Here is a 23002-nt window from a genome sequence, read left to right as displayed (position 1 = left end):
GGCCCGTACGGTCGTCAGGGCGCTCAGCCCCCGGGCATGGTCGGTACGGGGTTCCCGGGCGAGACCCGAGTCGACGACGACCCGCACGCCCGGCACCGTCAGCGACGACTCCGCCACCGAGGTCGCCAGGACCACCCGCCGCCCCCCAGAGGACCCGGCGAGCACCGCGTCCTGTACGGCGGCCGGAGCCCGCCCGTGCACCTGGAGCACCTCCGCGTCCACCCCCGCGAGCTGCCCGGCCACCCGCCCGATCTCCCCGACGCCGGGCAGGAAGCAGAGCACGTCCCCCTCGCGCTCACCGAGCGCCCGCCGCACGGTCGCCGCCACATGCGTCAGCAGGGCGGGGTCCACCCTCATCCCGTGCGGCGGCTTCACCGGACGGGCGGGCGGCGCCCAGAGGACCTCCACCGGATGCGAGACGCCCTCCGCCTCGATCACCGGGGCGTCGCCGAGCAGCCGCGCCCAGCCCTCCGCGTCCGTCGTCGCGGACGCCGCGATCAGCCGCAGATCGGGCCGGATCGCCTCCCGTACGTCGAGGAGGAACGCGGCGACCGTGTCGGCGTCGAGGTGCCGCTCGTGGCACTCGTCGATGATCACCACGTCCACCCCGGCCAGCTCCTGGTCCCGCTGGAGGCGTTGGAGCAGCACCCCGGTGGTCACGACCTCCACCACCGTGTCCCGCCCCACCACGCGCTCGCCGCGCACCGTGAAGCCGACCCGCTCGCCCGGCCGCTCGCCCAGCAGCCAGGCCATCCGCCGCGCCGCGGCCCGCGCGGCGATCCGGCGCGGCTCGGCGACCACGACCCGGCGCACCGGGCCCTCACCGGTCAGCCCGGCCAGCACCAGCGGGACGAGCGTCGTCTTGCCGGTGCCGGGCGGGGCGCACAGGACGGCGACGCCCCGGTCGTCGAGCGCGCGCCGCAGGGCGGGCACGGCGGTGCGGACGGGCAGTCGGTCCAGGGCTTCGGTGCGGATCACGCCCCCAGTGTCGTACGGGAGCGTCCCCAGGGGTTCCGCGCACCCCGGCCGGTCAGCGGCTCAGCCCCGCTCGCAGACGAAGATCGCCGTCCCCGGGATCAGGTTGCCGCGCAGCGGGGACCAGCCGCCCCACTCCTGGTTGTTCCAGGCGGGCCATTCCGGTTCGACCAGGTCGACCAGCCGGAAGCCGCCCGCCACCAGGTCCCGGACCCGGTCGCCGAGCGTGCGGTGGTGTTCCACATAGACGGCGTCGCCGTCCTCGTCCTGCTCCACATAGGGGACGCGGTCGAAGTAGGAGGCGGCGACGGACAGTCCCTCGGGCCCGGGCTCGTCCGGGAAGGCCCAGCGGATCGGGTGCGTCACGGAGAACACCCAGCGCCCGCCGGGCCGGAGCACCCGGTGGACCTCGCGGAAGACCCGCACGGGGTCGGCGACGAAGGGCACCGCCCCGTAGGCGGAGCAGGCCAGGTCGAAGGAACCGTCCCGGAACGGGAGCCGGCCCGCGTCGGCCTCGACCAGGGGGACGTCCCCGCCGATCCGCAGGGCGTGCTGGAGCTGGCGGTGGGAGACGTCGAGCGCGACCGGGCGGGCGCCCCGCCCGGCCAGCCAGCGCGAACACTGGGCGGCCCCGGCGCCGATCTCCAGGACGTCGAGGCCCTTGAGGGAGGCGGCGGGCCCCAGCAGGGCGGCGTCCGCCTCGTCCAGCCCCTCCGGACCCCAGACGAAACGGTCGTCCCCGAGGAAGCCGCCGTGGTCGCTCTGGTACGCGTCGGCGTTCCGGTCCCACCAGCCGCGGCTGGCCCGGCTGCTCTCCGTCTCGTCCGCCGCACGGCGGGTGGCTTCCGGCTCCGGGCGCTCTGCGGGTTCTGCGGAGTAGGTCCCGTGGATCTCTTGGCTCATCGTGCCCGTCGTTGTAGTTTGCCTTCACCCGCCGCGCGCGGTACGTACCAGGGGGCGCACCCCGGGGTGCGGACGCGCGTCCGCGGCGCCGTGCCGTAGCGTTCTCGGGCCGACGTGGCCTCGGGGAACACGAGTTGTGCCGGATTGGGGGCGATGTGCCCCGGGTGTGCGCCTTCGCGCATTGACCCTGTCCGGCTGCCCCCGTATGCTACAAGTTGCGCTGCGAGCCTGCGCGCCTCAGACCTAGCAGGCCGCGCTCGCGTCTGTTGCATGTCCCCTCGGTTGTCGAGGCGTCTCTCCGGAAACGGATTGCGCGCCTTCCAGGCTGTCCGGCTTCTGCAGAGGCGATACGGGCTTTCGGCGTAGCAGTACCTACGACTCTCTGTCCGTACCGGAGCCCTTTCCCACATGACGAGCAGCACCGAGACCACCGCCACCACTCCGCAGGTTGCGGTCAACGACATCGGCGACGCGGACGCGTTCCTCGCGGCGATCGACGAGACGATCAAGTACTTCAACGACGGCGACATCGTTGACGGAGTCATCGTCAAGGTTGACCGGGACGAAGTTCTCCTCGACATCGGTTACAAGACCGAAGGTGTCATCCCGAGCCGCGAGCTCTCGATCAAGCACGACGTCGACCCGAACGAGGTCGTCAAGGTCGGCGACGAGATCGAGGCCCTGGTTCTCCAGAAGGAGGACAAGGAAGGCCGCCTGATTCTCTCGAAGAAGCGCGCTCAGTACGAGCGTGCTTGGGGCACCATCGAGAAGATCAAGGAAGAGGACGGCATCGTCACCGGTACCGTCATCGAGGTGGTCAAGGGTGGTCTCATCCTCGACATCGGCCTCCGTGGCTTCCTGCCGGCGTCGCTCGTCGAGATGCGTCGCGTCCGCGACCTCCAGCCCTACGTGGGCAAGGAGCTCGAGGCCAAGATCATCGAGCTGGACAAGAACCGCAACAACGTGGTCCTGTCCCGCCGTGCCTGGCTCGAGCAGACCCAGTCCGAGGTTCGCCAGACGTTCCTCACGACCCTGCAGAAGGGTCAGGTCCGCTCCGGCGTCGTCTCCTCGATCGTCAACTTCGGTGCCTTCGTGGACCTGGGTGGCGTCGACGGTCTCGTGCACGTCTCCGAGCTGTCCTGGAAGCACATCGACCACCCCTCCGAGGTTGTCGAGGTCGGCCAGGAAGTCACCGTCGAGGTTCTCGACGTCGACATGGACCGCGAGCGCGTCTCCCTGTCGCTCAAGGCGACGCAGGAAGACCCGTGGCAGCAGTTCGCCCGGACGCACCAGATCGGTCAGGTCGTCCCGGGTAAGGTCACCAAGCTCGTTCCCTTCGGCGCGTTCGTCCGCGTCGACGAGGGCATCGAGGGTCTGGTCCACATCTCCGAGCTGGCCGAGCGCCACGTGGAGATCCCGGAGCAGGTCGTCCAGGTCAACGACGAGATCTTCGTCAAGGTCATCGACATCGACCTCGAGCGTCGTCGCATCAGCCTCTCGCTGAAGCAGGCCAACGAGTCCTTCGGTGGCGACCCGGCCTCGGTCGAGTTCGACCCGACGCTGTACGGCATGGCCGCGTCGTACGACGACCAGGGCAACTACATCTACCCCGAGGGCTTCGACCCCGAGACCAACGACTGGCTCGAGGGCTTCGAGGCGCAGCGCGAGGTCTGGGAGACCCAGTACGCCGAGGCGCAGACGCGCTTCGAGCAGCACCAGGCCCAGGTCATCAAGTCCCGCGAGGCCGACGAGGCTGCTGCGGCCGAGGGCGCTGCTGCCCCGGCCGGCGCTGCTCCGGCCGCCTCCGGTGGCAGCGGTGGCGGTGGCGGCGGCGGCTCCTACTCCTCGGAGTCGGCGGACAACTCCGGCGCCCTGGCGTCGGACGAGGCCCTTGCCGCGCTGCGCGAGAAGCTCGCGGGCGGCCAGAGCTGACGCTCTGACCCCGGCGGCTGATCGGCTGCGGTAGCGGAAAAGCGGTAAGTGAGGCCCGTCCCCTTCGGGGGGCGGGCCTCACTCGCGTGTCCAGGCGTTCTCGGTTACGGGGTGACGGCGATGTTGGTCAGCCCCCTGCCGCCGGTGACCGTGTTGCTCGCGTGGACGGTGGTGCGGCAACTGGAGCTGTTGTTGGTGACGTTGATGGCGAGTTGCTTGTCGCCGGTGGCGCCGGAGAGGTTCGAGGTGTTGCCGCGGAAGACGGTGCCGCAGCCCCAGCCGCTCTGCTGGGTGTGGGTCTCGTAGCCGTTGTTGGTGGTGCGCGAGCCCTTGTTGCCCTCGACCAGGACGTTGTTGCCCTTCACGTCGACCCAGGAGTCGTCGTAGTTGGCGCCGGTCAGCCCGTCGCCGTCGAAGGTGTTGCCGATGATCCTCGCGCCGGTCGTGCCCTCCTTGATGTCGATGGACTCGCCGCCGACACCGGGGCCGATGGTGTTGTTCAGGATCTGCGCGTTGTCGCTGCGGTCGGAGAGGTCGCCGGCCGAACCGACGTACACGCCCTCGCCCATGCCGCGTCCGTTCTGCCCGGTGTCGTAGATCCGGGAGTTCTTCAGAACGCCGTCCCTGCTGGACTTGCGGAAGTGGACGCCTTCCATGTCGAGGTCGTGCACGGTCACCGAGTCGATGACGACGCCGTTCGCCGCGTCGGCCATGATGCCCTTCTGACCGCCCTTGAGCGTGACGCCCTGGACGGTCCAGTGCGAGGCGCCGTTCAGATGCAGCCCGTAGCCGCCTCCGGCGGTCAGGACCGCCCTGCTGGAGCCGGTGAGGGTGATCCGTGCCCCGGAGGTGCCGGGCCGGGTGGCCTTGAAGTTCCCGGTGTACGTGCCGTCGGCGAGCCGGATCGTGTCACCCGGGGAGACGGTGGTGAGCGCCGACTTGAGCTGGGCGGCGGTGCTGACGTCGATGACCGCGGCGTTCGCGGGCCCGGCGCCGGCCAGGGTGAGACAGCCGGCGGCCAGGGCGGCGGCGAGCAGGGCGGTGAGGGGGGAGCGGGTGCGCATGGGGGTGCCTTCCCGTCGCAGGGATACAAATGTTCCCGTACATGAACATGAGACGTGTGTCTGAACGTGTTGTCCAGTGACGGTAGGGACGGCGGCGGAGGGCGTCAAGGTCTGGACCAGGATCGGCGGGCGGTGCGGGAAGCGGTGAAGCGTCGTCGCCGGACCGGCAACTGACGTACCGTGACCCGCTCGCGCCGGGGAAAGACCAGGGTGCGGGAATGCGCGTGCCGCCCCTCGTGTTCTTGCCTAGGAACACGAGGAGGAGCGGTAACCGTGCCTGATCCGCAGAGTTTGTACGAATGGGAGCCGAAGGGCCTGGCCGTCGTCGACATGGCGCTGGCGCAGGAGTCGGCCGGCCTGGTCATGCTCTACCACTTCGACGGCTACATCGACGCGGGCGAGACCGGCGAGCAGATCGTCGACGGCCTGCTCGAAACGCTGCCGCACCAGGTCGTGGCGCGCTTCGACCACGACCGGCTCGTCGACTACCGCGCACGGCGCCCCCTGCTCACCTTCCGGCGCGACCGCTGGACGTCCTTCGAGGCCCCGACCCTGGAGGTGCGGGTGGTCCAGGACGCCACCGGAGCGCCCTTCCTGCTGCTTTCGGGCCCGGAGCCGGACGTGGAGTGGGAGCGGTTCGCCGCCGCCGTCGAGCAGATCGTCGAGCGCCTCGGCGTCCGGCTCACGGTGAACTTCCACGGCATCCCGATGGGCGTCCCGCACACCCGCCCCGTCGGCATCACCCCGCACGGCAACCGCACCGACCTGATGCCGGGCCACCGCAGCCCCTTCGACGAGGCCCAGGTGCCCGGTTCGGCCGAAGCGCTCATCGAGTACCGGCTGATGGAGTCCGGCCATGACGTCCTCGGGGTCGCCACCCACGTCCCGCACTATGTCGCCAGGTCCGCCTACCCGGACGCGGCGCTGACCGCGCTGGAGGCGATCACCGCGGCGACGGGGCTCGTGCTGCCCGCGCTCGCGCACACCCTGCGCACCGAGGCGCACCGCACCCAGACCGAGATCGACCGGCAGATCGGCCAGGGCGACGAGGAGCTGGTCTCGCTCGTCGAGGGCCTGGAGCACCAGTACGACGCCGTCGCCGGCTCCGAGACCCGCGGCAACCTCGTCGCCGAGCCGGTCGACCTGCCGTCCGCCGACGAGATCGGCCGCGAGTTCGAGCGCTTCCTCGCCGAGCGGGAGGGGGAGGGCTGAGCGCCCCCGCCCGGCCCGTAGGCTGCGGCCCATGCTGAAAGTGGGCCTGACCGGCGGCATCGGAGCCGGCAAGAGCGAAGTGTCGCGGCTGCTCGTGAGGTACGGCGCCGTCCTGATCGACTCGGACCGGATCGCCCGTGAGGTCGTCGAGCCCGGGACTCCCGGACTCGCGGCCGTCGTCGAGGAGTTCGGGCCGGGCGTGCTGACCGCCGAAGGCGAACTGGACCGCCCGGCGCTCGGCGCACTCGTCTTCGCCGACGCGGAGCGTCTCGCCGCCCTCAACGCGATCGTCCACCCCTTGGTCGGCGCCCGCGCGGCCGAACGGGAACGGGCGGCCCCCGAGGACGCCGTCGTCGTCCACGACGTCCCCCTCCTCACCGAGAACGGGCTCGCCCCCCTCTACGACCTGGTCGTGGTCGTCGACGCCTCCGTCGGGACCCAGCTCGAACGGCTTGTCGCGCTGCGTGGGATGACGGAGTCCGACGCCCGTGCCAGGATGGCCGCCCAGGCCACCCGCGACCAGCGACGGGCCGTCGCCGACCTGATCGTGGACAACGACGGGCCGTTGGAGGCGCTGGAACCGCAGGTCCGCGCGGTCTGGGACCAGTTGGTCCGCAGGGCCGCCGCCCGCTGAGTCCGCGTGCGGGGACGCCCCGGCCGGAGGTACCGGAATACCGGCTCCGGGGTGGACGTTGAGAACCCGCGAGGGAAGGGAAGGACGCGACCGTGCCCGAGAGGAACCCGGAGACCCATGTCATCGACTTCCGAGCGGCCGAGCAACTGCTCGACGCCCGGGACCCCCGGGGTGCCGTCAAGCTCCTCGACTCGGTGATCGCCGCGCATCCGGAGAACACCGCCGCCCGGCTGCTCCGGGCCCGCGCCTTTTTCGCCGCCGCCCAACTGCGCCCCGCCGAGCTGGAATTCGAGCTGGTGCTGGAGCGTGAGCCGGACAACGCGTTCGCCCACTTCGCCCTGGCCCGCACCTTCGAGCGGGCCGGCCGCCCCGAACAGGCGACCCGGCACTTCCGCCTGGCGGCGGCGCTCGACCCGAAGCCGGAGTACCTCCGGGCCGCGAAGTTCGACGAGCGGGCCTGACGGACCGGGCCGGCGCCGACCGGACACGGCCTAGCGGCGCCCGGAAGAAGGGCCCGCGCGCCCCCCGTTCTTCCAGCCGCTGTCCGTGCCGGTCCCCGGTCGGCGTGGACGGCCGTCGCCGTGGTCCGGTTCGTACGGCGGGACGTCACGGCCCGGCTGGTAGCGCGGGCCCTGGCGCATGCGGTACGTGATCACGCAGAGGTCCAGGATCGCGAGCAGCAGCACCGCCGCGCAGGCCGCCGCCCAGCCCGGCCGTCCGGTCAGGGAGAACGCCACCAGGCCGAAGAGGGCCCAGAGCATGCCCCACAGGCTCAGCCAGAGCCGCATCCGCAGCGGACTGCGGGCGGTCGCGGGTTCACTGCCGGTACGCATGGCGATCACCTCACTCCACCAGCATGGACCCGTCCGGTCGCGGACGGAACAGAACGCGGCCCACGCCGGACGGAGAGGAACGCGGCCCGGCGAGGGTCGCTACGCTGCGGGCCCCGGAGCTCACCCGGCGTGATGGCCGGGGAACCTCCCCCGGCGACGGCTCGTTCGTCCTCCATGAGCGAATCACTGATACGCGAGGGGTACGGGGGGACCGGTCCCGGAGCCATCACGCCGGACGGGTGCGCGGTGGAGCTGTATCGCCGGCTGTCCGTCGGTGAGGAGCCGGACGTGATCGCGGGCGTGTCCCCCGCCGGGGCGAGCATCCTCGAACTGGGCTGTGGAGCGGGACGGGTGACGCACCCGCTGGTGCGGCGCGGATTCCGCGTGACGGCGGTGGACGAGTCGCCGGAGATGCTGGAGGAGATCGTCGGGGCGCGCAGGGTGCGGAGCCCCATCGAGTCGCTGGACCTGGGCGGCGAGCGGTTCGACGTGGTGCTGCTCGGCTCGTTCCTGGTCCACGCGGGCGAGCACCGGGTGCGCGACGGGATGCTGCGCGTCTGCCGCGACCATGTGCGGGACGACGGGATCGTCCTCGTCCAGCGCGAGGGCGTGGCCCACCGCTCGGAGCTGCCGTGGGAGCGGACCGACCCGTCCGGCGGCCTGATCCGGATCGTCTCCGCGGATCCGGTGGGCGACGGTGTGCGCTCGGTGCGCGCGGAGTATCACTTCGACGACGCGCGGTGGACGCAGACGTTCCTGTCGCGGGAGCTGTCCGACGAGGACATCGAACGGCATCTGGCGACGGCCGGACTCACGGTGGACCGCACCCTCACCGACGACGGCACCTGGCTGCTGGCCCGCCCCGTGCTCTGAGGGGCCGCGGCCGGGCGGGACTTCCGCGGCGGCCTCTCCCGGTCGCTCAGTGGACGAAGCTGTAGCTGCGCCACGGCCCGCTGCCCGGCGCCGTCACATCGCTGAACCTGGTCGGCACGTACGTCGTACTGCCGCCCGTGCAGTCCCGTGTGCGGTACAGGATGACGTCGACCAGCGTCCCGTTCTCCACCTCGTGGGCTCCCGCCGGGGCGATCCGGTGGCAGCCTCGCACCGACGGGCTGTTCACCTGCAGCACCGCTTCGCGCTCCGTCGTGTACGTCACCGGGCCCACCGCGGTGCGGCCGAGCCCGGAGCAGCCCGAGACGGCGAGGGCGAGGAGCGAGGCTCCGGCGGCGATCCCGAGGCGGCGTCGGCGGCGGGGAACGGTGGCGGTCACGGACATGGGCGGGTCCTCGTCTGCTCGTCCGGCGATTCGGTACGTCGGGAAGACGTGCTGGCGCTGGCCACCCTGCCCGCCCCGGGCCGCCCCGGCATCCGGTGCGCGGCCGACCGGGCGAGCCGAGGATCCGGAGAGGTTCACCATGCATCCAAATGGGGCATAACGCCCGTAAGGATGTTATGCAGTCGGGCAGGTGTCCGCTCCCACTCCTCCGAGGGGGCTGTCATGGTTGGGGTCCTGGTCATCGCGTTGGTGGTGGTGCTCTGTGCCGGAGCGCTGTACGTGGCCTCGGGGGCGCGGGTGATCCGGCAGTACGAGCGCGGTGTGGTGCTGCGGCTCGGCCGGCTCCGGGACGACGTGCGGCTGCCGGGCTTCACCATGGTCGTGCCGGGCGTCGACCGGCTGCGCAAGGTCAACATGCAGATCGTCACCATGCCCGTGCCGGCCCAGGACGGCATCACCCGGGACAACGTGACCGTCCGCGTGGACGCCGTCATCTACTTCAAGGTGGTCGACCCGACGAACGCCGTCATCGCGGTGGAGGACTACCGGTTCGCCGTCTCGCAGATGGCCCAGACCTCGCTCCGGTCGATCATCGGCAAGAGCGACCTGGACGACCTGCTCTCCAATCGCGAGAAGCTGAACGAGGGGCTGGAGGTCATGATCGACAGTCCGGCGGTCAGCTGGGGCGTGCAGATCGACCGGGTCGAGATCAAGGACGTCTCGCTGCCGGAGACCATGAAGCGTTCCATGGCCCGCCAGGCGGAGGCCGACCGGGAACGCCGCGCCAGGGTGATCAACGCCGACGCGGAGCTCCAGGCCTCGAAGAAGCTGGCCCAGGCGGCCGGGGAGATGTCGGAGCAGCCCGCCGCGCTCCAGCTGAGGCTGCTGCAGACCATCGTCGCCGTCGCGGCGGAGAAGAACTCCACGCTGGTGCTGCCGTTCCCGGTGGAGCTGCTCCGGTTCCTGGAGCGCGCGCAGCAGCCGACGTCGGAGACGGGGGCGGGGCGGCAGCCGTCGGTGCACGGCACAGCCGCGCGGCCCCCGCTGTCCTCGGAGGAGGAATCACCGCTTCCGGAGGCGGAGCCGGAGGTTCTCGAAGGGCGGGTCCCCGAAGAGCCGACCGCACCGGCCCCCTCGACCGCACCGGCCGACTCCGGAACGTCCCCCTCCAAACCGTTCGCCCATCACTGAGCGTGCTGGACGCAGCGGCTGGGCGAGACCCGGAACAGCCCGGGTCTCGCCCCTTTGAGCTGGGGTGATGCGGCCGGATCCCCCGGTGTCAGACCTGCCGCCTAGACTCGCGGAGTCAGCACATTCCGTGCCGACGGAGACCGCGGATCAGGTGGGAGGGGGTGGCGGACATGACGGCACGGACCCGGGAGGGCGAGCCGCGGGCCACCGAGGACACGTCCCGGACCGCCGACGCCGGACGCCTGCTGCGCTGCGCGGCGGTCTTCCTGCCCGGCCCGGTGCCCAGGGACGGCCGCATCGCCTTCTGGGACCCGCTCGCGGACGCCGGCCCGGGGCACGACGACGGCGCACCGGGGCGGAGCGGGACATCCTTCGCGTACGCGGAGCCCCCCGGCAGCCCCGACACCGTCCCGTGCGCCACCGCCCGGCTCACGGTCGTCCGGCCGGACCCGGCGGCCGGCCCCGGGAGCGTCCGCGCCGTCGCGACGCCCGCGGTGCTGCTGTCCGTGGCCGACGCGCTGCCCCTGCTCGTGCGGGCACGTCAGCACGGCTCCGCCCACCCCGCCACCCGCTGCTGGGGCGCGGCCGCGCTGCACGCCCTCCAGCTCGTCGCCCGCGGCAGGCTCCTCCCCGGACTCACGGCGGACGGTCACGACGCCTGGCGGGCGGGCCCGAGGGACGCCGAGGACGTCGCGCATCTGCGGGCGGTCGCCGCCGCCCTGCCGCCCGAGGGGCACGCGACGCCCGTCCCCGGTTCCGAGCCGCCCCGGCTCCCCGACCCCGAGGCCCTGATCGGGGCGTTCCTGGACGCCGTCGCCGACACCCTGCCGCGCACCCCCGCCGCCGCGTTCGCGATGGGCGCTCCGTTCGCCGCCCGCGAGGCCCAGCATCTGCCCCATGCCGCGGCCTGGGCCGTGGAGGTCGCCTCGGGCCTGGACGCGGGCGTGCGGGTCTCGCTGCGCCTGGACCTCTCCGCGTACGAGCTGTTCGACACCGCCGACACCTACGCGGTCACGGCCGCCCGCGAGGAGGCGGAGACCGCCGGGGCATCCGCGCGGCCGGAGCACCCGGACGACCCGGCGGTCCGGCATGCAGCCGCTGCCGTCGTCCAGGTCCACAGCCTTGCCGATCCGACGTACGTGGTGGACGCGGCTGCCTTGTGGAACGGCGCGGCGGGCGAGCCGTTCGGGCCGCGGGCCCGGGTCGACGCGGTGCTCGCGCTGCGCCGCGCCGCCCGGGTCTGGGCCCCGCTGGAACGGCTGCTGGGGCAGCCATCCCCCGATGTGCTCGCGATCACCGAGGACGAGCTGTACGAGCTGCTGAGCGACGCGGGATCCCGGCTGGCCGCCGCCGGGGTCGAGGTGCACTGGCCGCGCGAGCTGGCGCGTTCCCTCACCGCGACCGCCGTCGTGCGGCCCGCGCCCGGATCGGCCACCGACGGCACGTCCTTCTTCGACGCCGAGCACCTCTTCGCCTTCGACTGGCAGCTGTCCCTGGGGGAGGAGCGGCTGACCGAGGCCGAGATGGACACCCTGGCCGAGGCCCACCGCCCGGTGGTGCGGCTGCGCGACCAGTGGGTGGTCGTCGACCCCGCCCTCGTACGCAAGGCGCGCAAGCGGGAGCTGGGGCTCCTGGATCCGGTGGACGCGCTCGCCGTCGCCCTCACCGGCAGCGCGGAGGTGGACGGCGAGCGGGTGGACGCCGTCCCCGCCGGGGCGCTGGCCGCCCTCCGTACGCGGATCCTCGCCCAGGACACCACGATCGCGCCCCCGCCCGGCCTCGACGCGACCCTGCGCGACTACCAACTGCGCGGTCTGGCCTGGCTGGACCGGATGACCTCGCTCGGGCTGGGCGGCTGCCTCGCCGACGACATGGGCCTCGGCAAGACGATCACCCTCATCGCCCTCCATCTGCACCGGGCGCACCCCTCGCCCACCCTGGTGGTCTGCCCCGCCTCCCTCCTCGGCAACTGGCACCGCGAGATCAACCGTTTCGCCCCCGGCGTCCCCGTGCGACGCTTCCACGGCACGGACCGCACCCTGAGCGAACCGGACGGCGGCTTCGTCCTCACCACCTACGGCACGATGCGCTCCAGCGCACCCCGGCTCGCCGAGCAGAACTGGGGCCTGGTCGTCGCCGACGAGGCGCAGCACGTCAAGAATCCGCACTCCTCCACGGCCAAGGCGCTGCGCACCATCCCCGCCCCGGCCCGGGTCGCCCTCACCGGCACCCCCGTCGAGAACAACCTCTCCGAGCTCTGGGCACTCCTCGACTGGACCACACCCGGACTGCTCGGCCCGCTCAAGGCGTTCCGGGCCCGGCACGCCCGGATCGTGGAGAACACCGGCACCGCCGCGGGCCTGGGCAACGAGGAGGCGGTGGAGCGGCTGTCCCGGCTGGTGCGGCCCTTCCTCCTGCGGCGCAAGAAGTCCGACCCCGGCATCGCCCCCGAGCTGCCGTCCAAGACGGAGACCGACCACCCCGTCTCCCTCACCCGTGAGCAGGCCACGCTCTACGAGGCGGCCGTCCGCGAGACGATGGCGCAGATCGAGGCGGCGGAGGGCATCGCCCGCCGGGGTCTCGTCATGAAGCTGCTGACCTCGCTCAAGCAGATCTGCAACCACCCCGCCCAGTATCTGAAGGAGGAGCCGACCCGGCTCACGGGCCGCTCCGGCAAGCTCGCCCTCCTCGACGAACTGCTCGACACGATCCTGTCCGAGGAAGGCTCGGTCCTGATCTTCACGCAGTACGTGGCGATGGCGAAGCTCCTCTCCGCGCACCTCGCCTCCCGCGCGATCCCCTCCCAGCTCCTCCACGGCGGTACGCCGGTGGCCGAGCGGGAGCGGATGGTGGACCGCTTCCAGGCCGCCGAGGTGCCCGTCTTCCTGCTCTCCCTCAAGGCGGCCGGCACCGGGCTGAATCTGACCCGCGCCGCCCATGTCGTCCACTTCGACCGCTGGTGGAACCCCGCGGTGGAGGAACAGGCCACCGACCGGGCGTACCGGATCGGCCAGACCCAGCCCGTGCAGGTCCACCGGATCATCGCGGAGGGCACGGTGGAGGACCGGATCGCCGAGCTGCTGGAGTCCAAGCGGGTCCTGGCCGACGCGGTGCTGGGCAGCGGCGAGAGCGCGCTGACCGAGCTCAGCGACCGTGACCTCGCCGACCTCGTATCGCTGCGGAGGCCCGCATGAGCCCGCGCCCGACCACCGGCCCGGCCGCCCGGAGGGCGGCCCCCCGCGCCCGGCCGGGGCCGGACGATCTGCGGCGCACCTTCGAGGCGGTGCCCGCCCGCACCTCCGCCGGGGGCGAGCCCTTCGCGGGCAGTTGGTGGGGCCGGGCCTGGGTGGCAGCCGTGGAGTCGCTGTCGCTGGACGAGGCCCGCCTCGCCCGCGGCCGTGCGTACGCCGACGACGGCCAGGTCGCCGCGATCACCGTCACCCCCGGGCGGGCCGTCGCCTATGTGCACGGCAGCCGGGCCCGCCCCTACCGCGCCGAACTGCGGCTGCGCACCTTCACCGACCCCGGCTGGGAGACCCTGCTCGACGCGGTCGCCGCCCACCCCGGCCATCTGTCCGCGCTGCTGGCCAAGGAGATGCCGCACTCCCTGGCCCACACCGCCGAGGAGGCCGGTGTCCGGCTGCTGCCCGCCGCCGACGACCTCGACCCCAGCTGCACCTGCCCCGACCACGGGCGGCCCTGCAAGCACGTCGCCGCCCTCTGCTTCCAGACGGCGCTGCTGCTCGACAGCGACCCGTTCGTCCTGCTGCTGATGCGGGGCCGGGGCGAGCGCGAGCTGCTGGACGAGCTGGGCCGGCGCAACGCCGAACACTCGGCCCGCGAGCGCCCCGCCGCCCCCGCCGTCCCGTCGGTCGGGGCCCGGGAGGCCTTCGCCGCCCGCTTCCTGCCGCCGCTCCCGGCACCCCTGCCCGTACCGCCGCACCCCGGCCAGCCACCGTCGTATCCGGATCTGCCCGGCGCCCGCGACCCGTTGGGCCTGGACCACCTCGCCACCGACGCCGCCGCCCGCGCCCACGCCCTGCTGACCACGGGACGTGATCCGCTGACCGGGCTCACCCCGTGGCAGGACGCGGTCCGCCTCGCCGCCGCACGGCCGACCGCCGGGCTCACCGCCACCACCCGCGCGCTCTACCGGGAGCTGGCCTACGCCACCGGCCGCACCACCACCGACCTCGCCCGCGCCGTCGCCGCCTGGCGGCAGGGCGATGCCGAGGGCCTCGCGGTCCTGTCGACGCCCTGGGACCCGCCGGCCGGCCCCTTCGACCGGGCCAGGCCGGCCCTCGCCGCCGCCGGCTTCCCGCGCTTCACGCCCTGGCGCAACCACCTCACCCACCCGGACGGTTCGCTCCAGCTCCGCTTCGGCCACGACCACCGGTGGTACGGCTACGAATCCGATCCCGGTGCCGACGACTGGTGGCCCCGCGCCGCCCCGGACCCCGACCCGGTGGCCGCCCTCGACGCCCTGCTGGCCGGCGACTCCGTCCCGGACACCTCCGGGACCGATGCGCTGTACGTACGGTAAAACCCTTGGCCGCAGGGGAGTTTCCGCTGCTAGCGTCCACGACGTGGCGAAACTCAATCAGATCATCGCAGTGGAGAAGGGCGTCAAGTCCAAGGCACACCAGGACCTGACGGCGGCTCATCACGGCCTCCAGAAGACCGGGCTGCTGGCCGGGATCTCCCGGACCTACCAGCCCAAGGACGAGGAGGGCGAACAGCTTCCGCCCGAGTCGACGCTCGTCCAGGTCAAGGCCGAGGACGTGCTGCGGGACACCGCGGTCACCCTGACCCGGCTCTTCGATGTGACCGCCACGAAGGACTGGGCGAACTGCTCGGCCAGGGCGGATGTGTCGGTCGACGGCCGGGTGCTGGTGAGCCAGGTGCCGGTGTCGTATCTGCTCTTCCTGGAGAAGCAGCTGACCGACCTCAACACCTTCGTCCGCAAGCTGCCCGTGCTGGACGCCGCCGAGGCCTGGGTGCAGGACCCCTCGACCGACTCCTGGAAGACCGAGCCGGTCCGCACGGTCCGCACGAAGAAGGTGCCCCGCAACCACGTGAAGGCCGAGCCCACCGAGAAGCACCCGGCGCAGGTCGAGGTGTACTACGAGGACATCCCGATCGGGTACTGGACGACGGTCAAGTTCTCCGGGGCGCTTCCGGCGCGACGCGTCAACGAACTGCTGGACCGGATCGAGAAGCTCCAGCAGGCCGTGAAGTTCGCCCGCGAGGAGGCCAACGGCGCGGAGGTCACCGACGAGCGGGTGGGTGACGCGGTATTCGGTTACCTCTTCGGGTGACCGACCATGGATTCCCCGGCCGCCGTCCTCGGTGGCCGGGGTGCGCGAGGAGCGCAGGCTGAAACTGAGGCTTGTCGTGAAGGCGCGGTTCCCGTGGAGGTTCGACTCCTCCCTCCGGCACGGGCCGGAGTAGCCCAAGCAGGCAGAGGCAGACCGCCGTCAATCTCAGACTATTGCTCCAGACTCAGCATTCGCCGCCGATCGCCGGATCGAACGGGCCCGGGCCCGCGCGCGTCGAAATGCCGGTTCAAGTCCGGCCCGCAGAGCTTCGATCTGCGGTGGTCCAAAGGCAGGACGCGACGACATCAGACTGACCCGGATCCTTAAACGTGCCGGCGTGCCCGATGGGCGGCACACTCAGGGCCCGGAGGCCGGCTACGCCTCCGGGCCCGCTCCCGTTCCCGGACAGCGGGCGCGGGCGGGTCACGCCAGCGAGACGCCCCGCCCCGCGAAGAACCGCTCGAACTCCGCCGTCGGCAGCACGGCCGCCCGCGTCCCGGCATCCGTCCCCGACGGGTTGTGGAAGTGGAGGCCCGACCCGTCGGCCGTCCGCGCGGTCACCAGCACCAGATGCCCGCCCCGCCCCGGAGCCGGCCGCTCCGGATGCCGGATCCCGTAGTGGACGGAGGCCAGCACGGTCCGGCCCGCGTCCAGCAGTCCGGGGATCCCGTCCACGTCCAGGTGCCGGTGGACCGTGGCCTCGCGCCCGTGCACCTCGCCGACGTACTCGGCGAAGGGGGCGTAGACCAGGCCCCGGATCGTCCCGTCCACATCCTCCGTGTACGCCCCGTACTTCAACGCCCCGTCGCGCAGCGCGAACAGCGACGGGGCGTCCGCGCCGAGCGCCATGCGCAGGCAGGTCATACCGCACAGATGACCTGCCCAGCGCGCGTACTCGGCGGGCGAGGACGCCCCCGACTCCGCCCAGCCCGGGTCCTCGGCCGGGTCGAGCCCGCCCTCCACGATCGCCCCCACCAGCTCCGGCGTGGCGAACTGGGTGTGGACGGGGACAGGGCAGAGGGCACAGGTCACTGGCGGTATCCGTTCAGGAAGCGGCTGATGCGGCTGATCGCCGCGTCGAGGTCGTCGGCGTACGGGAGGGTGAGGATGCGGAAGTGGTCCGGGCGCGGCCAGCTGAAGCCGGTGCCCTGCACCACCTGGATCTTCTCCCGCAGCAGCAGGTCCAGCACGAACTTCTCGTCGTCGACGATGCGGTGCACCTTCGGATCGATGCGCGGGAAGGCGTACAGCGCGCCCTTCGGCTTCACGCACGAGACGCCGGGGATCTCGTTCAGCCGCTCCCAGGCCCGGTCGCGCTGCTCGTGCAGCCTCCCGCCCGGCGCGACCAGCTCCCGGATCGACTGCCGTCCGCCGAGCGCGGCCTGAATGGCGTACTGGGCCGGGGCGTTGGGGCACAGGCGCATGGAGGCCAGCATGGTGAGGCCCTCCAGGTAGTTGCGGGCGTGCTGCCGCGGACCGGACACCACCATCCAGCCGGACCGGAAGCCGGCCACCCGGTACGTCTTCGACAGACCGCTGAAGGTGAGGCAGACCAGGTCGGGGGCGAGGACCGCCGCGCTGTGGTGCTCGGCCCCGTCGTACAGGATCTGGTCGTAGATCTCGTCGGCGAACACCATCAGCCCGTGCCGCCTGGCCAGATCGAGGATGCCTTCGAGGATCTCGCGCGGATAGACCGCGCCGGTCGGGTTGTTCGGATTGATGATCACGACGGCCCTGGTCCGGTCGGTGATCTTCGCGGCCATGTCGGCGAGGTCCGGATTCCAGTCGGACTCCTCGTCGCAGACGTAGTGCACGGCCTTGCCGCCCGCGAGCGTGGTCACCGCCGTCCAGAGCGGGAAGTCCGGGGCCGGGATCAGCACCTCGTCGCCGTCCTCCAGCAGCGCCTGCACCGCCATGGAGATCAGCTCGGAGACCCCGTTGCCGAGGAACACGTCGTCCACACCGACCTCGGTCAGGCCCATGGCCTGGTAGCGCTGGACCACGGCCCGCCGGGCCGAGAGGATGCCGCGCGAATCGGTGTAGCCGTGCGCCTGCGGCAGCATCCGGATCATGTCCTGGACGATCTCCTCGGGAGCCTCGAAACCGAAGAGCGCGGGGTTGCCCGTGTTGAGCCGGAGCACGCTGTGGCCCGCCTCCTCCAGGGCGTTGGCGTGCTCGATGACCGGGCCCCGGATCTCGTAGCAGACCTCGTTGAGCTTGCTGGACTGCCGGAACTCCATGCGCTGCCTCCCGAGCCGAATTGCGATACTTGGTTTTACCAAGCTTCAGCTTGGAAAGTCCAACAACATGTCTAGACTGCGTCGCATGCCACGTCAGCAGCAGCCAGCAGCACGCCCCGTCCGTCGCCGGAGCTACGACCAGTTCGACGCCACCGCCCGCGCCCTCGACTCCGTCGGTGACCGGTGGACGCTGCTGATCGTCCGTGAACTGCTGGGCGGGCCGCGCCGGTACACCGACCTGCACGCCGACCTGCCCGGCGTCAGCACGGACGTGCTGGCCTCCCGCCTCAAGGACATGGAACAGACCGGACTGGCCCTGCGCCGCAAGCTGCCGCCCCCGTCGGCGGCGTCGGTCTACGAGCTGACCGCCCGCGGCCAGGGCCTGCTGCCCGTCCTCGCCGCCCTCGCCGAGTGGGGGGCGCCCGCCCTCGCCGAGCGCCGCCCCACGGACGCGGTGCGGGCCCACTGGTTCGCCCTGCCCCTGCTCGGCGCCCTCGCCGGGACCGCCCGGGAGGGCGTCCTCGAAGTCCGGCTGGAAGAAGGCGCGTTCCACCTCCGTGTCGGCGGGGGAGCGGGGGCCGCGCTCACGGCCGCCGAACAGGTCGCCGCGGTGTACGGATACGGCCCCGCCGAACGCCCCGACGCCCGGATCGTCCTCGACGCCGAGGTGTGTCTGGAGCTCGCGCGGGGTGGGGCGACCTTCGCGGAGGCGGTGAAGGACGGCCGCGTCGAGGTGCTCGGCGAAGGCCCGCTCGCCGCCGAACTGCGGGGCGCCTGAACCCTCCCGCACACAAGCGGCCCTCCGCCGGTGCGGCGATGATGGGTCCGTGCGACTCGAAGCGATCACCTGGGAACGGCTGGCCGGCGAACTGGCCCGGTACGGCGACGGGCTGTCCGCCGCCGACGGCGGGCCCTGGCTCGCGCTCGGCATCGACGGCGCGCCGGCCGCCCGCACCGGCGAGAGCGCCGAACGCCTCGCGCGGGAACTGCGGCTGCTCGGCCGTGCGGTGCTCGTCATCTCCACCGAGGGCTTCCTGCGCCCGGCGAGCCTGCGCTTCGAGTACGGGAAGCGGGACCCGGACGCGTACGCCGACAGCTGGTACGACACCGGGGCGCTGTGGCGCGAGGTGTTCGGGCCGCTGGAGGCGGGCGGCTCCGGCCGCGTGCTGCCCGATCTGTGGGACCCCGTGACCGACCGGGCCACCCGTAGCCCGTACCACTCCCTGCCCGAGGGCGGGGTGGTCGTCGTGCACGGCCCGTTCCTGCTGGGGCACTGGTTCCCGTTCGCGCTCAGCGTCCATCTGCGACTGTCCCCGGGGGCGCTGCGGCGACGCACGGCGGAGCCGGAACACTGGACCCTGCCCGCCTTCGCCCGGTACGAGGACGAGGTGGCGCCCATGGAGCGCGCGGACGTGGTGGTCCGGGCGGACGACCCGTCGCACCCCGCCTGGTCGGGGCTGCCCGGGAGCGGGTGACCGGCGGCCCGCCCGGCACCGCCCGTCACCGGGGCGGCGGCCGGCCGCCCACCGTGGCCACGGCCACCGCCCCCGCCCGGCAGCCCTCGGCAGCAGCGGCCAGGTCGTCGGCCCCGGCCAGCAGCGCCGCGAGGAACCCGCCGGTGAACGCGTCGCCCGCCCCCGTGGAGTCGACCGGCCCGGGCACCGGCGGGGCGGGGACAAGGCCGACGACCTCGCCCCCGGCGGCCACCACGGCTCCCCGCGCGCCCAGGGTGACGACGACGCGCGGGAACCACCGGCTCAACGCGGCAGCCGCGGCCTCCGGTCCGGGCAGCCCGGTGAGCAGGCGGGCCTCGTCCGCGTTCGGCAGCAGCAGCTCCGCCCCCTCGGCGAACTCCAGGAACCGCTGGGGTCCCAGCTCGCCGAGGAACCCGGCCGACGCCGGGTCCACGCTCACCGGAATCCCCCGCTCCACGGCGGTGCGCAGGGCGAGGAGGGCGGCGGCCCGGCTCACCGCGGCGAACAGGAGATAGCCGGAGAGATGCAGCCGCCCGACACCGTCGAGCATCGTGGGCACGAAGTCCTCGACGGCGAGCCGCAGCACCGCCCCGCCGTCGGTCAGGAACGTGCGCTCCGCCGCCGCGTCGACCAGGGCGATGACGGTCGCCGTCGGGAACGCGTCGTCCACCGCCAGGAACGCCCGCACCCCCGACCGCTCCAGCTCCTCCCGGTGCCAGCCGGCCGACTCCGCCCCCGCCCTGGCCAGCAGCCGCACGTTCGGGCACCCCGAACGCACCGCCCAGCAGGCGACGTTGGCCCCCGCGCCGCCCGGCAGCGTACGGATCCGGGCCGCCGTGTCCGTACCGTGGGCGAGCGCCGATCCGTACTGCGCCACCACGTCCGTGACCACGTCCCCCACCACCAGCAGCCCACCGCCCGCCCTCGGACTCCTCACCGGGTGCCCGCCGCCGCGACGGCGATCCGCGCCGCGAGCGTCACGTTGCCGCGGACGGCCGCCAGGTTCGCCTCCAGCGACGCGCCCCCGGTCCGCCGCATCAGCTGGTCCAGCAGGAACGGAGTCACGCCCTGCCCCGAGATGCCCCGCTCCCGGGACGCGTCCAGCGCCTCCGCCAGCACCCGGTCGTGCAGTGCCGGATCCAACTGATCCCTTTCCGCTACGGGGTTGGCGACGATCAGCGCGGCCGCCGGGCCGCCCAGCGCCTCCTTCGCCCGCATCACCGCCACCACCTCCTCGGGGCTGTGCACCGTCCAGTCGACGGGTTCGCCGGAGCTGCTCAGGTAGAAGCCGGGGAAGTTCCCGGTGCCGTAGCCGACGACGGAGACGCCGAGGGTCTCCAGCCGCTGGAGGGTCGCCGGGACGTCGAGGATCGACTTCACCCCCGCGCAGACCACGGTGATCCCGGTGCGGGCGAGCAGCCGCAGATCGGCCGACTCGTCCTGGTTCTCGGCCCACTCCCGGTGTACGCCGCCGAGCCCGCCCGTCGCGAAGACGCCGAGGCCCGCCCGCGCCGCCAGGAACGCCGTCGCGGACACCGTCGTCGCCCCGCTCGCCCCGGCGGCGAGCGCCGGGGCGAGATCGCGGTGCCCGAGCTTGCGTACCGCCGGATCCCCGGCGACCCGCTCCAACTGGTCCTCGCCCAAGCCGACATGGGCCCGCCCGTCCAGAACGGCGACGGTGGCCGGGACAGCGCCGGCGGACCGGACGAGCCCCTCCAGCTCCCTGGCCACGGACAGATTGCGGGGGCGCGGCAGACCGTGCGCGATGATCGTCGACTCCAGTGCCACGACGGGCAGGCGGGCGCTCAGAGCGGCCCGCACCTCCGCCGAGAGCACGGGGTCGTAGGCGTTCGTCCCCGGGTTCTCGCGTGGAGCGGGACGCTGGTCCGGTGGGTTCTGAGGCATGCCCCATCCCTGTCGCGGCCGGGAGGGGCGCAAACCACGGACGGACCTCCTGGGGCGGGTCCTGGCCGCGGGGTGGCCGGAAGCGGTCGCTAAGGTGACCGGCCATGACGACAAACGACCAGGTCCCCGCCTCCTTCGCCGTGCACATCCCGGACGCCGAACTCGTACCGGAACCTCTCGATCCGGCGCAGATCGTCTCGGGCGATCCCGTGGTGACGGGCAAGGTGCTGGCGGAATCGGCCGACGGCAAGCAGCTCCGGGGGATCTGGCAGATCACCCCCGGCGTGGTCACCGACACCGAGGCGAACGAGCTGTTCGTGGTCGTCAGCGGACGGGCGACGGTCGAGGTCGAGGGCGGGGCGACACTGGAGATCGGCCCCGGGGACGCCTGCGTCCTGCGCGAGGGCGACCGGACGACCTGGACGGTTCACGAGACGCTCCGCAAGGCGTACCACATCAGCCTCTGAGGGCGGTGGCTGACAACTACGGTCGCGCCGACGGCGGTTGTCGCGGCTGTGGTCGGGGTGCGGTCCGGGGCGCGTCAGGCGCCGACCGCTCCCGGCCGCCGCAGACTCCGGCGCAGGGCGAGCGCGGCGACCGGCAGCAGCAGCGCGGCGCCGATCGCGTTGAGGAGGCCGTATCCCCACTGGGCGACGATCACCCCGGCCGCCGCCCCGCCGACCGCCGCCGCCGCGTTCATGGTCAGGTCCGACAGCCCCTGCACCGCGGCCTGGGCCGACTGCGGCACCGCGTCGGTGAGCAGCGCCGAACCGGCGATCATCCCCGCCGACCAGCCGAGACCCAGCAGGAACAGGCCCGCGGCGGTCTGCCCGTGCCGGGGCCCGGCGGTGCCCGCCAGCAGCGCGGCGCAGCTCAGCAGCCCGACGGCCAGACCGATCACGGCCAGCCGGCCGAAGCGGTCGGCCAGCCACCCCATCACCGGGGAGAACGCGTACATGCCCGCGATGTGCCCGCTGATCACGAGCCCGATCAGCTGGAGACCGGCGCCGTGCCGGCCCAGATCGACCGGCGTCATGACCATGATCGACACCATGGCGGTGTGCGACACGGTGACCGTCAGCAGGGCGAGCCGCGCCATCGGCGACTCCCGGACGGCCTCGATCCCGGCGCGCAGCGAGCGCTTCGGCGGCTCGGTCGGGCCCTTTGGCGCCAGGGCACGGGCGGTGAGGAGCGGATCCGGGCGCAGCGCCAGCGCCACGACCGCTCCGGCGAGCAGGAACACGGCGGCCGAGCACAGATACGGCCCGGCGGCCTCGGGCACCGGCGTACCGCGGAACAGCCGGCTCGCCGGGGCCGAGATGTTGGGGCCCACGACCGATCCGATCGTGGTGGCCCAGACGACAGTGGAGATCGCCCGCCCCCGCCGGTCCGGTCCCACCAGGTCGGCCGCCGCGAACCGGGCCTGGAGACCGGCCAGGGACGCCGCGCCGAACGCGGCCATGCCGATCAGCAGCAGCGGGAAGCTGGGCAGCATCGTGGCGAGGACCACCAGGCCACCGCCCAGCGCACCGATCAGATAGGCGAGCGCCAGGCCGGACCTGCGGCCCCTGGCGGTCATCAGGGCGGCCAGCGGCAGCGACAGCAGAGCCGTGCCGACGACGGACGCGGTCGGCGCCAGCCCGGACAACGCCTCCGACCCGCTCACCTCGGCGGCCAGCATCGGGGCCAGGGTGATGCCGACGGCCACGCCGAGGCCGCCGAGTATCTGGCTGACGACGAGCACGGCCGACGTCCGGCGCCGGAGGGCCGGCAGACCGGCGGCCGTGACCTGGGGGAGGGAGAGGGGTCGTGTCACCGGCGCAGTGTGTCACCGCCCGGCCGCCGCCGTTCACCCGGACGGGTGAAACGGGCCCTGACGGTGATCGACCGGACGTTCCCCGACGGTGTACGGCGCCGCCCCGTGGAACAGCGGCCTCCGCGGGCTGTCCCGCCCCCAGCAGCGATGGCCCGCACTCCGGAACACAGCGGCGCCGCAGACTCAACAGTGCTCGCCACGGGCCTCAAGGGCCTGCCCGACCACTCC

22 protein-coding genes are annotated in these 23002 nt (G+C 73.0%); 12 read left to right on the top strand and 10 right to left on the bottom strand.

Annotated elements, in window-relative coordinates; all coding sequences use genetic code 11:
• Together HET64_RS19860 and HET64_RS19855 are read right to left on the bottom strand one after the other, a co-directional pair.
• A partial coding sequence (locus HET64_RS19860) for a DEAD/DEAH box helicase (RefSeq protein WP_215107464.1) occupies positions 1-978 on the bottom strand: 978 nt, incomplete at its 3' end.
• Between the two features lie 60 nt (positions 979-1038).
• Positions 1039-1878 (bottom strand): class I SAM-dependent methyltransferase, encoded by an 840-nt coding sequence (locus HET64_RS19855; protein ID WP_215107462.1) that lies wholly within the window; start codon positions 1876-1878, stop codon positions 1039-1041.
• A gap of 408 nt (positions 1879-2286) precedes the next feature.
• Between HET64_RS19855 and rpsA the strand changes: the two genes are divergently transcribed.
• The gene (rpsA, locus tag HET64_RS19850; RefSeq protein ID WP_097963511.1) at positions 2287-3810 is read left to right on the top strand and encodes a 30S ribosomal protein S1; all 1524 of its coding nucleotides are present in this window, start codon (positions 2287-2289) and stop codon (positions 3808-3810) included.
• A gap of 104 nt (positions 3811-3914) precedes the next feature.
• Here rpsA and HET64_RS19845 read toward each other — a convergent pair whose 3' ends face one another.
• Positions 3915-4874, bottom strand: a complete 960-nt coding sequence (locus tag HET64_RS19845; protein WP_215107460.1) for a right-handed parallel beta-helix repeat-containing protein — start codon at positions 4872-4874, stop codon at positions 3915-3917.
• Positions 4875-5147: 273 nt separating this feature from the next.
• On the opposite strand from HET64_RS19845, the gene HET64_RS19840 reads away from it, so the two are divergent.
• From HET64_RS19840 to HET64_RS19830, 3 genes are all read left to right on the top strand, one after another.
• Positions 5148-6086, top strand: coding sequence for a PAC2 family protein (locus HET64_RS19840; RefSeq protein WP_215107457.1), 939 nt, complete (start codon positions 5148-5150; stop codon positions 6084-6086).
• A gap of 31 nt (positions 6087-6117) precedes the next feature.
• Positions 6118-6720 (top strand): dephospho-CoA kinase, encoded by a 603-nt coding sequence (gene coaE, locus HET64_RS19835; RefSeq protein ID WP_215107455.1) that lies wholly within the window; start codon positions 6118-6120, stop codon positions 6718-6720.
• Between the two features lie 92 nt (positions 6721-6812).
• Positions 6813-7181, top strand: coding sequence for a tetratricopeptide repeat protein (locus HET64_RS19830; RefSeq protein WP_164617943.1), 369 nt, complete (start codon positions 6813-6815; stop codon positions 7179-7181).
• A gap of 30 nt (positions 7182-7211) precedes the next feature.
• Here the strand turns inward: HET64_RS19830 and HET64_RS19825 are convergent, their stop codons facing one another.
• A complete protein-coding gene (locus tag HET64_RS19825; RefSeq protein ID WP_215107453.1) occupies positions 7212-7553 on the bottom strand; it encodes a DUF6343 family protein in 342 nt (113 codons plus the stop codon).
• A 174-nt stretch (positions 7554-7727) separates the two neighbouring features.
• Here HET64_RS19825 and HET64_RS19820 point away from each other — a divergent pair, with 174 nt between their 5' ends.
• Positions 7728-8426 carry a bifunctional 2-polyprenyl-6-hydroxyphenol methylase/3-demethylubiquinol 3-O-methyltransferase UbiG gene (locus HET64_RS19820; RefSeq protein WP_215107452.1) on the top strand — a complete coding sequence of 233 codons (699 nt, stop codon included), beginning with the start codon at positions 7728-7730 and terminating at the stop codon, positions 8424-8426.
• Between the two features lie 46 nt (positions 8427-8472).
• On the opposite strand, the gene HET64_RS19815 is transcribed toward HET64_RS19820, so the two are convergent.
• Entirely contained in the window at positions 8473-8829 is a 357-nt protein-coding gene (locus HET64_RS19815; RefSeq protein WP_215107450.1) for a hypothetical protein, read from the bottom strand.
• A gap of 222 nt (positions 8830-9051) precedes the next feature.
• Between HET64_RS19815 and HET64_RS19810 the strand changes: the two genes are divergently transcribed.
• From HET64_RS19810 to HET64_RS19795, 4 genes are all read left to right on the top strand, one after another.
• On the top strand, positions 9052-10020 hold the full coding sequence (locus HET64_RS19810; RefSeq protein ID WP_215107448.1) for a slipin family protein: 969 nt from the start codon (positions 9052-9054) through the stop codon (positions 10018-10020).
• A gap of 170 nt (positions 10021-10190) precedes the next feature.
• On the top strand, positions 10191-13214 hold the full coding sequence (locus HET64_RS19805) for a DEAD/DEAH box helicase (protein WP_215107447.1): 3024 nt from the start codon (positions 10191-10193) through the stop codon (positions 13212-13214).
• Positions 13211-14563, top strand: coding sequence for an SWIM zinc finger family protein (locus tag HET64_RS19800; RefSeq protein WP_215107445.1), 1353 nt, complete (start codon positions 13211-13213; stop codon positions 14561-14563). Before HET64_RS19805 ends, HET64_RS19800 begins: the two co-directional genes overlap by 4 nt.
• A 43-nt stretch (positions 14564-14606) precedes the next feature.
• A complete protein-coding gene (locus HET64_RS19795) occupies positions 14607-15338 on the top strand; it encodes a hypothetical protein (protein ID WP_215107443.1) in 732 nt (243 codons plus the stop codon).
• A gap of 423 nt (positions 15339-15761) precedes the next feature.
• On the opposite strand, the gene HET64_RS19790 is transcribed toward HET64_RS19795, so the two are convergent.
• Positions 15762-16370, bottom strand: coding sequence for a C39 family peptidase (locus HET64_RS19790; RefSeq protein ID WP_215107441.1), 609 nt, complete (start codon positions 16368-16370; stop codon positions 15762-15764).
• On the bottom strand, positions 16367-17578 hold the full coding sequence (locus HET64_RS19785; RefSeq protein WP_215107440.1) for a pyridoxal phosphate-dependent aminotransferase: 1212 nt from the start codon (positions 17576-17578) through the stop codon (positions 16367-16369). Before HET64_RS19785 ends, HET64_RS19790 begins: the two co-directional genes overlap by 4 nt.
• Positions 17579-17663: 85 nt before the next feature.
• Here HET64_RS19785 and HET64_RS19780 point away from each other — a divergent pair, with 85 nt between their 5' ends.
• Together HET64_RS19780 and HET64_RS19775 are read left to right on the top strand one after the other, a co-directional pair.
• Positions 17664-18356, top strand: coding sequence for a helix-turn-helix domain-containing protein (locus HET64_RS19780; RefSeq protein WP_215107439.1), 693 nt, complete (start codon positions 17664-17666; stop codon positions 18354-18356).
• Positions 18357-18405: 49 nt separating this feature from the next.
• Positions 18406-19053 carry a uridine kinase gene (locus HET64_RS19775; RefSeq protein ID WP_215107438.1) on the top strand — a complete coding sequence of 216 codons (648 nt, stop codon included), beginning with the start codon at positions 18406-18408 and terminating at the stop codon, positions 19051-19053.
• A 25-nt stretch (positions 19054-19078) separates the two neighbouring features.
• Here the strand turns inward: HET64_RS19775 and HET64_RS19770 are convergent, their stop codons facing one another.
• A complete protein-coding gene (locus HET64_RS19770) occupies positions 19079-19990 on the bottom strand; it encodes a PfkB family carbohydrate kinase (protein ID WP_215107437.1) in 912 nt (303 codons plus the stop codon).
• Positions 19987-20958, bottom strand: a complete 972-nt coding sequence (locus HET64_RS19765; RefSeq protein ID WP_215107436.1) for a pseudouridine-5'-phosphate glycosidase — start codon at positions 20956-20958, stop codon at positions 19987-19989. The genes HET64_RS19770 and HET64_RS19765 overlap by 4 nt, the downstream gene beginning before the upstream one ends.
• Positions 20959-21062: 104 nt before the next feature.
• Between HET64_RS19765 and HET64_RS19760 the strand changes: the two genes are divergently transcribed.
• Entirely contained in the window at positions 21063-21425 is a 363-nt protein-coding gene (locus tag HET64_RS19760; protein WP_215107434.1) for a cupin domain-containing protein, read from the top strand.
• Positions 21426-21499: 74 nt separating this feature from the next.
• Here HET64_RS19760 and HET64_RS19755 read toward each other — a convergent pair whose 3' ends face one another.
• Positions 21500-22702 carry an MFS transporter gene (locus HET64_RS19755; protein ID WP_374105565.1) on the bottom strand — a complete coding sequence of 401 codons (1203 nt, stop codon included), beginning with the start codon at positions 22700-22702 and terminating at the stop codon, positions 21500-21502.
• Positions 22703-23002: the final 300 nt, after the last annotated feature.

Origin of the sequence: Streptomyces sp. McG3, assembly GCF_018619185.1 — a bacterium.
GTDB lineage: Bacteria > Actinomycetota > Actinomycetes > Streptomycetales > Streptomycetaceae > Streptomyces.
This window is presented reverse-complemented; position numbering and strand designations above follow the sequence as displayed.